Below are 14,121 nucleotides of genomic sequence, written 5' to 3'. Positions count from 1 at the left end.
TGTTGAATTAATTTTCATTAACAAAAAAACGAGTAGAAACATAAAGCAAAAATACCCAAGAAACACTTTTATTACATATCTACTTATCTCAGCGTTGTTTGTTTTAGGTTTTGCAACTTCCCTTATAATTTAGGGTAATATGAATAATATCACAAAATGGTTTTTAGAACAATCACCTCGTAAAATGTTCTTTTTATTTCTTTTCGGACTTCCATTTTACATTTGGCTATTTTCAATCTACTATCAGTTAGAGTATAAAACGAACAAGAATTCTAACAAATTAAAACTACGGATTATTGGGCTAATCACAATTTACCCTATTGTTTACTTTCTATATGAATTATTTACACTTTCATTTTTTACACTATTAATGCCATTTCATTTATTAGCCATGTTTTGCGGTTTTATGCTAATGATAATTAGCACAAATAGTTTAGTGAATTTTGAAAAGAATAATGACTATTCTACACACAGAAAATTCGAAACCTTTTTTATGATTTGGTTTTATTTAATTTGTATATGGTCTTTACAAAGACGTATAAAAAAATATGTAAATAACTAAATATTAATTTGTTAAAGTCTAATATTTAAAGTTTTTTGAGTTTAATATTCACTAACTTCATGCTTAACTTAAAACATAACCAATATGAAAAAAATTACTCTAGCATTTTTACTTTTAACTATCTCAACACAAGCGCAAACATTTCCTGATCCATACTGTGACATCACTCCAGGTGCTACTATTGAAGAGATCACTTCAATTACTTTTGATACAACCTCTATTACTAATTCAGATTCAGCCTCTCTTCTTATTGACCAAACTGCTATTATCGCAAATGTTACACCTGGTGGTGTTAACACTATTACCGTTGAAGGTAATACCTATGGAGATTTTGATACTAATATAGTTGCATTCATAGACTGGAATCAAAACGATATTCTAGATGATGCTAACGAAGTTTACGCTATCGGAACATTAACAAACACAACAGGTAGCGACGGAACTTCAGTTTCAATGGATATTACAGTGCCTTCAGATGCTCTTGCTGGCACTACACGTATTAGAGTTACAAAAACATATACTGATTCTGATTCTACAGCTATTATAGACCCTTGTGCAATTTCGTTTGACCCTTTTGGAATGGGTGTTCAACAAGGCTATGGACAAGCAATCGATTTTACTTTAGCAATTGGAAGCTTGAGCACTAGTGAGTTTGACACAAACGCTTTATCTGTATATCCTACGATTGTAAAGAACATACTAAATATTGAATACAACTCAGAAATTAGCTATGTGAAAATATATAATTTATTAGGTCAGAATATGTATTCTAAGCAAACTAATGCTTATCAATTTCAATTAGACTTATCAACACTTACTTCTGGTCCTTATATTGTTAAATTATTTTCAGACAAAGGACAATATAGTTTTAAAACCATTAAACAGTAATCTGTTTTCAATTAAAGAAAAGAGGAATAATCTGTAATGATTATTCCTCTTTTTTTTACGTTATTTTTTAGGTACCTTAGTAAGATAACGTTTTTATTACATAACATTTTAAAAGTTAGTATTTAGACATTTACTATGACTGAAAGTTTAGAACATTTTTTTACAAATAAATTTACATGTACTACAGATGAAATTTCTGAAGTTGTAAAACATTTTAAATATGTTGAAGCTTCAAAAGGTGAAGTTCTGATTGAAGATGGTAACGTTTGTCGTTATTTATATTTTGTTATAAAAGGCTGTCTAAAAGCAAATTTCATTGATGCTAATGGGCAAGAAACCATACGATATGTAGCTTTTGAAAATCAATTAATTTCATCTATACACAGTTTTATAAATCAGACGTCTTCTAACGAGTATATTACTGTAGTTGAACCTTCTAAATTGTTAGCTATTTCGTATACTGATTTTAAATTAGAACTTAGCAAGAGCTCCCTTTTTAAAGATTTTTACATAAAAATGCTTGAAATTACATATCTCAATAATCACTGGCGCATCGAAACTTTTTTAAGGTTAGACGCAAAACAGCGATATGACTATTTACTAAAAAACGACAAACGTCTAGTTCAACGTTTATCAAATAAAAATTTATCTCATTTTCTTGGTATTACACAAGAGAGTTTAAGCAGAATAAAAGCTAAAAAGTGATTTTATTTATCATTTGTCAATGTTTTTGAAATTATTGTACTTCACCTTTGTTACTCATTAACAATCTAAATAAGTGAACAATGGAAACAATAAAAAACACTAGAGCTATAGCTTTGCTTACAGCTCTTTTCATCGGAAGTGGAGTTCTATATGCACAAGATGATGCAAACCAAGTTCCAAAAGAATATAAAGTAGTAAAACAGGTTGATAATTTTAACCAGCCAACAACATTTTATCCTACAAAAGCAACACCTGTAAATGGTGCTATTACTGAGAATGTTGTGACTTCGGCAAAAAGAGTTTTGAATAAAGAAAAGCCTTTTCTAAAAAAAGGTGTGGTAAAAACCATAGGTGAAGACAATTTCAGTGCATGGCAAATGACAAGTGATGAAGGTGGCAATCCTCAGAGTGCACCAAACCCACTAACGTACTTTACAGCTGGAGCAACTTCAGACCTTCTAACTCAGGTCGAAAGAAGTATTCAAATAATGGGATTGGAAGTTGAAGATGTAAAAGTTGAAACAGAATTTTTTTTTAGATGGAACGATATTATGACTGATAACTGGGCAGGTTTTACAGATAAAGTAGTTACAAATATTATTATAAAAAGTGATGAATCACCAGAAAAGATAAAAGCGTTAAAAGAAATGGCTATTAGAGCATGGTCTATTGGTGAAGCTTTAGCAAACACAACCAAAATTGACGCTGCAAATGTAATTAATGGTGATGAATGGGATGGACAAGCTGCCCAACCAGGCCAAGTCTCTTCACCAGTTTCTACCAATAATGGACGCACTATTACCAATACGACTCCTGCTTTACAGTTGGAGACCATAAAAGTAAAAGCAGATCTTGATATGGATATGAATAACGCTCCTAAAGAAATAGTCTTCTCTGAAATAGGTATCGCAGAATCTGCAAATGATACTGAGCGTCCATATTTACATAGAATCAGAGCAAAATCATTAACAGCAAATTATGAAACATGGGAACTTTATGCAGATGACAGCCATGGTTACGAAGGCACAAATGCAGCACCAACTTCTAGAGAGTATTTCACTTTAGGAACATCATTTTGCTTAATGAGTCAGCTGAATCCAAACATGATGTATTTTCAGAAAAAAGGTATTAAAATCGATGATTTTGCAGTTGAACATCAATTTAATTACCGAGAAAATAATTTTATGACACCAACAATGACAGGAGAAATGACTGAAGTTATAACAAGAATCATCGTTAAAAGTGATGCAGATAAAAACTTAGTAAATCAGTTTGCTGTTCAGGCTTTACGTTGCTGTTTTGCTGGTGAGGGAATAGCTTATGAAACAGAAATGGAAACAAGCATTTATCTAAACGGAAAAATTATTAAGTAATAGCTTCAATAAATATGTTGATTAGTATACAGCCAATAAAATCAATAAGATCTATTTTAAAACTACCTAATTAGAATAGGTCTTACCTCTTATTTAAAGAACAATCAATATAATTTACTTTCTTTATGTAATGAATAATTTTATCATTTATCAATGTTTTCCAAATATTTTAAAAGGAATTTTGTGTCAAACACATTATAAAATTATTGAATAACAAAAATAAAAAAAACAGATAATGGGAATAGTTGAATCTATAATGAAAAAAGTGCTTGAAAAAGGAATAATAACACAAAAAACAAAGCTGTCTCAATCCGCTTATAAAATCAGAATAGAAAGTGATAGTATAAGCAATGTTGAATTTATTCCTGGACATTTTTTAAGATTAGGAGTAGGTATCGGGAAAAATGATATTCCCATGAAGGATAAAGTAAGAAGTTATAGTGTTTGGGATATTGACAGAAATCATAAAACAATGGATTTGGCCATTGCGACACATGGTAATGGCATAGGAACAAAGTGGGTTGAAAACTGCAAACCTCAAGATACAATTCACTTTAAATGGAAAAAAGGAAAATTTACAATAGACCAATCGGCAGATAGTTATTTAATGATTGGTGATTTATCTGCATTGTCTCATCTCTATATAATTAATAGAAATCTACCTAAAGAAAAACACGTAGAGGGTATAATTTACAGTCAAAACATTAATGAATTATTCACAGATGTGGACGGTACAAAACCATTTCAATTTTACCAAATGCAACAAAACCCACACAACGAAATAATTGACAAACTTCAAGGTCTAATTAATAAAATGCAAGGTCGAAAAATGGTTTATATCGCTGGAGACAGCAGAACATGTATCGCTTTAAATAATTATTTTAGAAAAAACCTAAATTGGAAAACGGAGCAAATCAAGACTAAACCATTTTGGAATCCAAATAAAAAAGGATTGGAATAATTTAAATAGTTAGTTTGTTTAAACCAACAAGTTTTCTTACTATAGAGGTTGAAAGAAAATACAACCAATGATTTGCACATTTTACTCACACCAATTAGGATTAGAAAAAATAGTAGAAACGCTTAAAAGTAATATTCCTAAAGCAAAAATTTCATTTTCAGAAATAGATGATTTTAAAGTTGTAGAAATAAAAACAAAAGGTGGCCTATTCTCCTCTGACGCTTTCCTAAAAGTTTCTTACAGAGAACGGCTGCAAACAGATTATCAAATTCATGACACAGAAGATTGCCCATTAAACGAAAACTTAAAAGGACTTTATGGCTTTGTATCTTCCTTACCAACAAACAATGAAAAAGTAAAGGAATTATTACTTCGTAAAGTTCAGACTTTAAATTCTGAGTTCTCATTTATTCAAGAAAAAGGCACAACCAAAAATCTAAAAGAGATTATAAGGCAATTAGCAAAAGCATTTGACCCTATTATTTTCGCACAACCAAATACTATAATTTCTAAATCAGGTAATCAACATTTTTTAGATACCAATCTTAATTTAATTATTGACCCAAGTGGTAATTGCGAAATTGAAGATTTAAACGTTTCCATAGATTCTAAATATTACGATGCTCAACTAGTTGAACTTTCTGAAGACCAAGTATCTCGTAAATCTAAAAATGAAACTATTTTAGAACAACATGAAGTTAAAATCAATTACAACCTTCCTTGTATAGAAAGCGAGATTGATACCACTATTAGAACAGCTAAAGAAATCTCTGAAAGATTATCTGTATTGACCATTACGAATTCAGTAGCATTCAATAATATTACAGGTGACAAAGCCATAGAAATTTTAAAACATTTCAATTTATGGGATAAAGTAACACCCAAAGAAATAGATTTTTTAGAAGACCCAACAGACCAGAAAAAAAGTCAGGAAACATGGAAGTGCGAAGGTATTTGGACATTAATGTGGGCTTTAAACATTGTTGATAACTTAGGTTTTCCAAATGAAATGGCTGACTTAAATAATATTCCAATAGAAAATTATCCTATCGATAATGACAAAGACCCAAATGACTTTATAAACGCTCATAAAAACATAAGAACTAGAGCCGAAATATTAAACGTAAATGATTTGTATTACAGATTAGATTGGGCTTGTGTTGATGCCAGAATAAACGGAAGACAAATTACAGAGGTCAACAGTGGTGTTGTTTACGAAAGGCATTACACACTTAATTGGCTCATAAATTATATGAATTCAGATTGGGATGATGTGACTTGCGATACTTAAAATTAAAGGTACATATATCAACTATTTATATTCACTTTTTAATAATATAGAATAGAAATAGCATAAAAAAAATCGGAAAAGATTATCTTTTCCGACCTACTGATTTGGTTATGATTATGTCTACTAGTTAAAATAAACTAGTCGTATTTTTTTATTATAAGCTAACGTACTCTACAAAAGTCTTACCATCAGTTTTAGTAACTATTTTGTAATTTCCTTTTTTAGTTTCATCTAATTTATACATTCTCTTAATGTCTTGAATTCCCTCAATTGTTTCAGAATGTAATAAGTTGTAACCGTCATTATCAAAATACACCTCTATTTCTAAAGATTGCTCATTTAAAGCTAATTTTGAGATATAAACTAAGTTTTCTTCTAATTTAACAACTGGTTTAAAAATCGTTAACTCATTATTTTTTACAAACGTAACTTTGTTAGCTTCCACTGAAAAAGGCATCGTTTTAATTTTTGAATCTTGTATTAGCTCAAAATAATAATCTCCATTAGGAAGCTCAGTTAAATCAAATCCTTTAATATAATCTCCAGAATCTTTAATCATCTCACTATATAAAGTAACACCAAAGGCATCTTTAACTTGTAATTCATTTCCTTTAATAACATTTGTTAATGTTAAGATTGTTTTAGTTGCATCCTTAGAAGTTCTTAACGATGAATTTGCATTTGCGAATAATGTAGTAAACATAACTACTATTACTAAACTGTTTTTAAGTATATTTTTCATGATATATTGTTTTAATATTTATACTACAAATTTACAAGGGATTAGAAGGTTAAAAAACAGCAGATTTGACCAATTTATACTCTAAATTACCCAAAACACAACATCGAAACCAACAACATGTTAATATAGAGTATAATTAAGTTAGATTTGAGTATAATATCTCCTAAGAAGGAATTATCTTTGCATAAAATTTTTGCAATGATTATTAAAAAGCCTGTTTTAAAAAAGCTAAATTCTGAATTTGGAAGTTCAATTCTTGTAGTACAACGTAACGAACGTTTAGATAGTAAAACGGCGTTTTGGCACTTTCATCCAGAAATAGAATTACACTATGTTAATCAAGGACATGGTAAAAGACATGTTGGAAGCCACATTTCTTACTTTAATAATAGTCAGCTTCTATTAATAGGAGCAAATATTCCTCACAAAGGTTTTACAGATGGTATTACAAATAATGGAAAAGAAACCATTGTACAGTTTAAAAGAGAATTTTTGGGAGATTCATTTTTTGACATTCCAGAAATGAAAGACATCAATAACCTGTTTGAAAGAGCGAATAAGGGTTTATTATTTAATCCGAAGATAAAAAAGGAACTTGGCCCTAAAATAGAAGATTTAGTGAATTATGATGGCTATCATAAGGTCATCAAATTTTTAGATATTCTTCATGCATTATCCGTTACAGACGAATATAGAGTTTTAAATCCTGAAGGTTTTAACTTTGAAGTAGAACCACAGGATACTGCAAAAATGGATATCATTTATAGACATGTCAACAATAATTTTAAAAGACAGATTCCGTTAGAAGAAATTGCAGATGCTGTAAGTATGACGGTTCCTGCATTTTGTAGATCTTTCAAAAAGATAACAGGAAAAACATTTACAAAACTCGTTAATGAATACAGAATTGTACATGCTACCAAATTATTGCAAGAAAGCGATATGAGCATAACTGATATATGTTATGAATGTGGATTTAATAGTTTTTCTCATTTTAATAAAGTCTTTAAAGAGATTACAGGAGAAAGTGCTTCTAAATACAGAAGTAACTTAAAGAAGCTAGTTCAATAATTTATGTTTTAAAATTATAATTAAGATAAAAACAAAACAATTTACAACGTTAAAAAAAACTAAAACTAGCTATGTAGCTATGTATCTTTTCTATATTTGAGGCACAACTAACTAACATACCTCATGTACCAATTTAGACTTTGTCTATTGCTTTTTATAAGCTCTATTGTTTCATTACAAGCACAAAAACCAAAAAAATATAATTCTTCTGAAATTTATGAAGCAGTTCAAAAACTTAATGTTTTAGGTTCGGTTTTATACATTGCAGCGCATCCAGATGATGAAAACACACGTCTAATTTCGTACATGTCTAACGAAGTTAAAGCACGTACAGCATATTTATCGTTAACTCGAGGTGATGGCGGACAAAACCTTATTGGCCCAGAAATAAGAGAACTTTTAGGCGTTATTAGAACACAAGAATTACTAGCTGCTAGACGAATAGATGGAGGTGAACAACGTTTTACTAGAGCTAACGATTTTGGCTATTCTAAACATCCGGATGAAACTTTAGAAATATGGAATAAAGACGAAGTTCTTGCTGATGTGGTTTGGGCGATTCGTGAGTTTAAACCAGATGTCATTATTAATCGTTTTGATCATAGACGTGCAGGACAAACGCATGGACATCATACAACGTCTGCTATTTTAAGTTTAGAAGCTTTTGATTTAGCTAACGATGCCACCAAATATTCTAGCCAATTAGAGTTGACAGAAACTTGGCAACCAAAACGTTTATTCTACAATACATCTTGGTGGAGATATGGAAGTCAGGAAGAATTTGATAAAGTAGATAAAACCAATATGCTCAATTTCGATGTTGGTGTTTACTACCCAAGCAAAGGCATGTCTAACAATGAAGTTGCCTCTTTAGCAAGTAGTCAACACCTTTGTCAAGGTTTTGGACGTTTATCGCTACGTGGTTCTCAACAAGAATATATCGAATTTTTAAAGGGACAACCTCTTGATAAAAAAGATAATATTTTTGAAGGCATCGACACATCTTGGAACAGAGTTAAAGGCGGAAAACCTATTGAAGAGATTTTAAAATCAGTTGAAAACAATTTCAATTTCAAAAATCCTGCTTCACATTTACCAGAGCTTTTAGAAGCTTATAAATTAATTCAAAAATTAGATAATAAACACTGGAAAACTGTTAAAATAAAAGAAATTAAAACCATTATTGAAGCCTGTACAGGTTTATATCTCGAAGTTTCAGCTAACACTCCAAACGCAGCACCAAACTCTGAGGTTATTTTAAACATGGAAGTTCTAAACCGTAGTTCTGCTAAAATTGATTTAACGTCATATCAGTTATCTACCTTAAATAAAGGGATTTCTAAAAATATGGCTTTAGCTTCTAATCAAAAATTGAATTTTAAAGAATCCATTACAATTCCTACTAACAGTAATTACACAACGCCTTATTGGTTAAACAAGAAAAGTACATTAGGCATGTACAATGTAGAGAATCAAGAATTAATAGGCTTACCAGAAACACCAAGAACCGTTTTTGTAGATTTTAATTTAATGATTGCTGGCACACCAATAAGTTTTACAAAGCCTGTAATTTACAGATATTCTAAACCAGAAAAAGGCGAACTGTATAGACCTTTTGAAATTGTACCTATTGTTTCAGCAAGCTTAAGCGATAAAGTCTACATTTTTGAAAACGACCAACAAAAAGAAATTGAAGTTACCGTAAAAGCTGGTAAAGATATTATAGAAGGTTATGTGCAATTAGCATATCCTAATGGTTGGGAAGTATTTCCGCAAAAACAAAAAATTGAAATCGTTAATAAGGGTGATATTCAAAAAGTGGTATTCACTGTTATTCCTCCAAAAAATCAGAGTGAAGGTTTTATTACTCCAATGGTAAATATTGATGGTGAATTTTACACTGATGAACTTATAGAAATCGATTATGCTCATATTCCGTTTCAAACCGTTTTAATCCCAAGCGAAAGCAAAGTGGTTAGATTAAACATTAAAAAACGAGGTAATAACATTGGTTACATTGAAGGTGCTGGTGATGTTGTACCAGAAAGCTTAAGACAAATTGGCTATAACGTTACCATCATTAAACCCGAACAAATTTCACCAGAAAATCTTACTAATTTTGATGCTATAGTTGTTGGTATTAGAGCTTACAATATTGTAGATGAATTAAAGTTTAAGCAAAAATTCTTGCTAGACTATGTTAAAGAAGGCGGAAATTTAATCATTCAATACAATACTAACAGAAGACTTAAAGTAGATAATATTGCACCTTACAATTTAAAATTATCTAGAGATAGAGTTACAGACGAAAATGCAGAAGTACGAATTTTAGAGCCAAATCATCCTATTTTAAATTACCCAAACAAAATCACTAAGGAAGATTTTAAGGGCTGGGTACAAGAACGCGGTTTATACTTCCCAAATGAATGGTCTAAAGAATTTACACCACTACTCGCCTCTAACGATAAAGGTGAAACTTCTAAAGAAGGCGCATTACTTGTTGCGAGTTATGGAAAAGGTAATTATATCTACACTGGATTGAGCTTTTTTAGAGAATTTCCGGCTGGAGTACTTGGTTCTTACAGATTATTTGCTAACTTACTATCCGCTAAAAAAACCGATAATCCCTCATTTAAAAATTGACGTTTTTTTGGCTGAACAACCTACACAACCACTGATAACTAACTAAAACTAACAAAAATGCAAGATCAAAATTTCCCTCAGAAAAAAGAAAAATGGAATAAAATGTACACTGCTGTTTTAATAGCAAATGCACTTTATATCGTTATATTTTACTTTATCACAGCCTCATTTGCTTAATTAATGCCTCAATTTTTAGATTGGAAAGACTGGACAGTATTAATAGCAACCTTAGCTATTATTGTTGGCTACGGAACTTGGAAAACTAGAGGACAAAAAAATGCGCAAGACTACATAAAAGGAGGTAATTCTTCTAAATGGTGGACCATCGGATTATCCGTAATGGCTACACAAGCTAGTGCAATAACTTTCCTTTCTACAACAGGTCAAGCATTCTCTGATGGCATGGGATTTGTTCAATTTTATTTTGGACTCCCAATTGCTATGGTTATAATATGCTTGGTATTTATCCCGCTTTATCATCGGCTTAAAGTTTATACGGCTTACGAATTTTTAGAAAACAGGTTCGACCTTAAAACTCGAAGTCTTACAGCCATACTATTTTTAATTCAACGTGGCTTAGCGGCTGGTATTACCATCTTTGCTCCTGCTATTATTCTCTCTGTAGTACTTGGATGGAACATTGTAACACTCAACATCGTCATTGGTGTTTTAGTGATTATCTACACAGTTTCTGGCGGAACAAAAGCCGTAACTGTTACGCAAAAACAACAAATGTTTGTGATTTTTGCTGGTATGTTAGCTGCCTTATTTATTACCATTAATTTAATTCCGGATGAAGTTTCATTTACAGATGCCATCAATATTGCTGGTGCTTCTGGTAAAATGGAAGTCTTGGATTTTTCATTCGATTTAGAAAATAGATATACCGTTTGGACTGGTTTAATTGGTGGTACATTTTTAATGCTTTCTTATTTTGGGACTGACCAAAGCCAAGTACAACGCTACCTTTCTGGTAAATCCATGAAAGAAATGCAGATGGGTCTACTGTTTAATGGTGTGCTAAAAGTACCTATGCAATTCTTTATTTTACTGGTTGGTGTTATGGTATTTGTTTTTTATCAATTTAACCCTTCGCCTTTAAACTTTATAGATGCTTCAACACAAACCGTTTTAGCTTCAGAATACGGTGATGATTATAGAGCACTTCAAGATAAACAATCTGTCTTATTCGCAGAAAAACAAAGAGTAAGTTTAGCACTATCTAAAACTGAAGACAACAGTTTAAAACACGAATTATTTCAACTCGATAGTATTGAAAAAACATATCGTTTAGAATCTAAATTTTTAATTAAAAAGGCTGTCGACTCAGATTATACGGCAGAATACAATACGCTGCAAAAAGAAGTTGAAGGTTTAAAAGCGAATCAAAAAAGTGAAGCTTATATTACTAAATCTGCAGCACTTTCATCACTTTACAAAGATTCAGCAAAAGACACACAGACCAATGACAGAGATTATATGTTCATTCGGTTTATATTAAACCAACTCCCAACAGGACTTATTGGTTTATTACTTGCAGTTATTCTATCTGCTGCGATGTCTTCAACGGCTTCAGAAATTAACGCATTAGCAACTATTACTTCTATTGATTTATACGGTAGAAATCTTAAAGAAGAAAAAGGAGACGACCACATGGTTAAAATGACCAAGTTATTTACACTTGGTTGGGGAATTGTAGCAATAATTATTGCCTGTTTTGCTGACCTTGCAGAAAATTTAATTCAGCTTGTTAACATCATTGGATCTATTTTCTATGGTAATGTTTTAGGAATCTTTTTATTAGCTTTCTTCTTTAAATATATAAAAGGAAATGCTGTATTTATTGGTGCTTTAATCACCCAAGCAATTGTTGTTATGGGCTGGTGGTTTGATTGGATGCCTTATTTATGGCTCAATCTATTTGGTTGTGCTGTTGTCATCTTTATAGCAAATATCCTACAAGCCTTATCGCCTAAAAAAGTAGCTTAATGGATTCTAAAATTATTAATTGGGGAATTATTGGTGCTGGAAAAATTGCCGCCAAATTTGCAACGGATTTAAATACGGTTTCAAATTCTAAATTTTATGCTATTGCTTCTAGAAATCTTGAAAAAGCAAAAAACTTTGGAAAAGAATTTAACGCAGATATCACCTACGGAAGTTACGATGAACTCGTATTAGATGATAACATTGACGCCATTTATATTGCGACACCTCACAGTTTTCATAAAGCGCACACTGTATTATGTTTAAATCATAAAAAGCCTGTTTTATGCGAAAAACCATTTGCAATGAATTTGCAAGAAGTTGAAGAGATGATTCAACTTTCAAAAGAAAATAACACACTTCTTATGGAAGCCATGTGGACCGTTTTTCTGCCACATTTTCAATTTGTAATAGATTTATTAGAACAAAAACATTTTGGTAATATTTTAAAGCTTGAAGCCGATTTTGGATTTCACCCAATCTATAACGAAACCTCTAGAGTTTTCGATAAATCTGTTGGTGGTGGAAGTTTACTAGATATTGGCATCTACCCTATTATTGCAGCACTTTCTGCATTAGGTCAACCAAATTCTATTGAAGCTAATGCCGAGTTTTTTGCATCTGGAGCAGATTCAAAATGCGATATCATATTTAATTACAATTCAGCTAAAGCATATTTAAAAAGTACTTTACTAGAAGAAACAAATACCGAAGCAATCTTTTATTGCGAACATGGTAGTATTAAAATAAACGGAAGGTTCCATGAGCCTTCAACTGTAATATTAACTGATAATTATGGAAATACAGAACTAAAAACGTTCAACTACAAAACCATTGGCTATAGTTACGAAATAGAACATTTCAATCACTTAATCAGAACCAATAAAAAAGAGAGTGATATAATGTCTTTTGAGAAAAGTAAACAGTTAATTAGCACTTTAGATAAAGTTAGGAAATTAATAGGCTTAGAATATTTCTAATAAAAAAGCGCAACTCAATGAGTCACGCTTTTATTCTAATAATTTAAGTGCAAAACACTCAAATAATCTATATTATTTTGCTCCCCATTCTTTAAGAGAATCTTCATTCATTTTAACGTAGTCAGCATTTTCAGATTTTTTAGCATCTTCTAATGATTTTTTTGCTATTGCAATAGCACCTTTTTTATCTCCTGCTTTTGCATAGATTAAAGATTGCTTACGTAAGTGGTAAAAGCGTGGATTATCCATCATAGAAATCGCTTTATCAATCCATTCTTTAGCTTGCTTAATATCTTTACCTTCAGCTAAATTGTAAACTGCTGCTGCATAGTAATCGTTAGCAGAAGGACCTGCCATTGTTTTTTCAATTGCTGCTGTAACTGTTTTATCAGTTGGCACTTCAAATTTTACACCTACATAAGTCTTCTCCCACATCATACCTATAACAGCAGAGTTCGTTGTAATATCATCTACAGAAATTGTAAAAGATTGAATATCCATTTCAATAGGATATACTTCTGCTGTAACACGCACTGCTACTTTAGACTCATCTATTTCCTTTGGTGTTCCCCAATTATTAGTATCGTTATAAAAAATTACTTCCCAAGATTTTTCAGAAGGTGTAACGAAAATGGCATAAGCACCAGCTTTTAAATCTTTTCCTCCAATAACTACAGCATCGCTAAATGTTACCATCGTATTTTTGTTAGCACCTGCTCTCCATAATTTCCCATAAGGCACAAGATCTCCAAAAATTGTTCTTCCGTTCATAGCAGGACGCGAATATTCTATCGCGACATCTGTTAATCCAACAACTTGCTCAAGCTTAGCTGCAGGACTTGGTTGTGGTGTTTCAATTTGTGCATTAACCGAAAACATTAAGGTTAAGGCAAATGTAAATAGTACTAACTTTTTCATA

12 protein-coding genes are annotated in these 14,121 nt (G+C 31.3%); 10 read left to right on the top strand and 2 right to left on the bottom strand.

What is annotated here, in order from left to right:
• Positions 1–139 precede the first annotated feature (139 nt).
• The 6 genes from Q0807_RS06025 (at position 140) to Q0807_RS06000 (ending at position 5,780) form a co-directional block, all read left to right on the top strand.
• A complete protein-coding gene (locus tag Q0807_RS06025; protein ID WP_299107532.1) occupies positions 140–562 on the top strand; it encodes a hypothetical protein in 423 nt (140 codons plus the stop codon).
• Between the two features lie 84 nt (positions 563–646).
• Positions 647–1,450 carry a GEVED domain-containing protein gene (locus Q0807_RS06020; protein WP_299107529.1) on the top strand — a complete coding sequence of 268 codons (804 nt, stop codon included), beginning with the start codon at positions 647–649 and terminating at the stop codon, positions 1,448–1,450.
• Between the two features lie 135 nt (positions 1,451–1,585).
• The gene (locus Q0807_RS06015) at positions 1,586–2,155 is read left to right on the top strand and encodes a Crp/Fnr family transcriptional regulator (RefSeq protein WP_299107527.1); all 570 of its coding nucleotides are present in this window, start codon (positions 1,586–1,588) and stop codon (positions 2,153–2,155) included.
• Between the two features lie 80 nt (positions 2,156–2,235).
• The gene (locus tag Q0807_RS06010; protein WP_299107525.1) at positions 2,236–3,528 is read left to right on the top strand and encodes an OsmC family protein; all 1,293 of its coding nucleotides are present in this window, start codon (positions 2,236–2,238) and stop codon (positions 3,526–3,528) included.
• 235 nt (positions 3,529–3,763) lie between these two features.
• Positions 3,764–4,489: a siderophore-interacting protein gene (locus tag Q0807_RS06005; protein WP_299107523.1), complete on the top strand. Its 726-nt coding sequence runs from the start codon at positions 3,764–3,766 to the stop codon at positions 4,487–4,489.
• Positions 4,490–4,556: 67 nt separating this feature from the next.
• Complete coding sequence (locus Q0807_RS06000; protein ID WP_299107521.1) at positions 4,557–5,780, top strand: DUF4272 domain-containing protein; 1,224 nt, start codon at positions 4,557–4,559, stop codon at positions 5,778–5,780.
• Between the two features lie 154 nt (positions 5,781–5,934).
• On the opposite strand, the gene Q0807_RS05995 is transcribed toward Q0807_RS06000, so the two are convergent.
• Positions 5,935–6,522 (bottom strand): hypothetical protein, encoded by a 588-nt coding sequence (locus Q0807_RS05995; RefSeq protein ID WP_299107519.1) that lies wholly within the window; start codon positions 6,520–6,522, stop codon positions 5,935–5,937.
• Between the two features lie 198 nt (positions 6,523–6,720).
• On the opposite strand from Q0807_RS05995, the gene Q0807_RS05990 reads away from it, so the two are divergent.
• The 4 genes from Q0807_RS05990 (at position 6,721) to Q0807_RS05975 (ending at position 13,202) form a co-directional block, all read left to right on the top strand.
• Positions 6,721–7,593 (top strand): AraC family transcriptional regulator, encoded by an 873-nt coding sequence (locus Q0807_RS05990; RefSeq protein ID WP_299107517.1) that lies wholly within the window; start codon positions 6,721–6,723, stop codon positions 7,591–7,593.
• Positions 7,594–7,716: 123 nt separating this feature from the next.
• Positions 7,717–10,236 carry a PIG-L family deacetylase gene (locus Q0807_RS05985; RefSeq protein ID WP_299107515.1) on the top strand — a complete coding sequence of 840 codons (2,520 nt, stop codon included), beginning with the start codon at positions 7,717–7,719 and terminating at the stop codon, positions 10,234–10,236.
• Positions 10,237–10,416: 180 nt separating this feature from the next.
• Positions 10,417–12,225 carry a sodium:solute symporter gene (locus Q0807_RS05980; RefSeq protein WP_299107513.1) on the top strand — a complete coding sequence of 603 codons (1,809 nt, stop codon included), beginning with the start codon at positions 10,417–10,419 and terminating at the stop codon, positions 12,223–12,225.
• The gene (locus tag Q0807_RS05975) at positions 12,225–13,202 is read left to right on the top strand and encodes a Gfo/Idh/MocA family protein (protein WP_299107511.1); all 978 of its coding nucleotides are present in this window, start codon (positions 12,225–12,227) and stop codon (positions 13,200–13,202) included. Before Q0807_RS05980 ends, Q0807_RS05975 begins: the two co-directional genes overlap by 1 nt.
• A 72-nt stretch (positions 13,203–13,274) precedes the next feature.
• On the opposite strand, the gene Q0807_RS05970 is transcribed toward Q0807_RS05975, so the two are convergent.
• The gene (locus tag Q0807_RS05970; RefSeq protein WP_299107508.1) at positions 13,275–14,120 is read right to left on the bottom strand and encodes a DUF2911 domain-containing protein; all 846 of its coding nucleotides are present in this window, start codon (positions 14,118–14,120) and stop codon (positions 13,275–13,277) included.
• Between the last annotated feature and the right edge of the window lies 1 nt (position 14,121).

Source organism: uncultured Winogradskyella sp. (genome assembly GCF_947495255.1).
Lineage (GTDB): Bacteria > Bacteroidota > Bacteroidia > Flavobacteriales > Flavobacteriaceae > Winogradskyella.
Note: the sequence above shows the minus strand (reverse complement) of the source record. Positions and strands in the feature narration are given on the sequence as shown.

Bases quoted from the DNA above. Each gene is read 5' to 3' on its own strand.
- Q0807_RS06025 (WP_299107532.1), top strand. From the start codon at position 140: ATGAATAATATCACAAAATGGTTTTTAGAACAATCACCTCGTAAAATG.
- Q0807_RS06020 (WP_299107529.1), top strand. From the start codon at position 647: ATGAAAAAAATTACTCTAGCATTTTTACTTTTAACTATCTCAACACAA.
- Q0807_RS06015 (WP_299107527.1), top strand. From the start codon at position 1,586: ATGACTGAAAGTTTAGAACATTTTTTTACAAATAAATTTACATGTACT.
- Q0807_RS06010 (WP_299107525.1), top strand. From the start codon at position 2,236: ATGGAAACAATAAAAAACACTAGAGCTATAGCTTTGCTTACAGCTCTT.
- Q0807_RS06005 (WP_299107523.1), top strand. From the start codon at position 3,764: ATGGGAATAGTTGAATCTATAATGAAAAAAGTGCTTGAAAAAGGAATA.
- Q0807_RS06000 (WP_299107521.1), top strand. From the start codon at position 4,557: ATGATTTGCACATTTTACTCACACCAATTAGGATTAGAAAAAATAGTA.
- Q0807_RS05995 (WP_299107519.1), bottom strand. From the start codon at position 6,522: ATGAAAAATATACTTAAAAACAGTTTAGTAATAGTAGTTATGTTTACT.
- Q0807_RS05990 (WP_299107517.1), top strand. From the start codon at position 6,721: ATGATTATTAAAAAGCCTGTTTTAAAAAAGCTAAATTCTGAATTTGGA.
- Q0807_RS05985 (WP_299107515.1), top strand. From the start codon at position 7,717: ATGTACCAATTTAGACTTTGTCTATTGCTTTTTATAAGCTCTATTGTT.
- Q0807_RS05980 (WP_299107513.1), top strand. From the start codon at position 10,417: ATGCCTCAATTTTTAGATTGGAAAGACTGGACAGTATTAATAGCAACC.
- Q0807_RS05975 (WP_299107511.1), top strand. From the start codon at position 12,225: ATGGATTCTAAAATTATTAATTGGGGAATTATTGGTGCTGGAAAAATT.
- Q0807_RS05970 (WP_299107508.1), bottom strand. From the start codon at position 14,120: ATGAAAAAGTTAGTACTATTTACATTTGCCTTAACCTTAATGTTTTCG.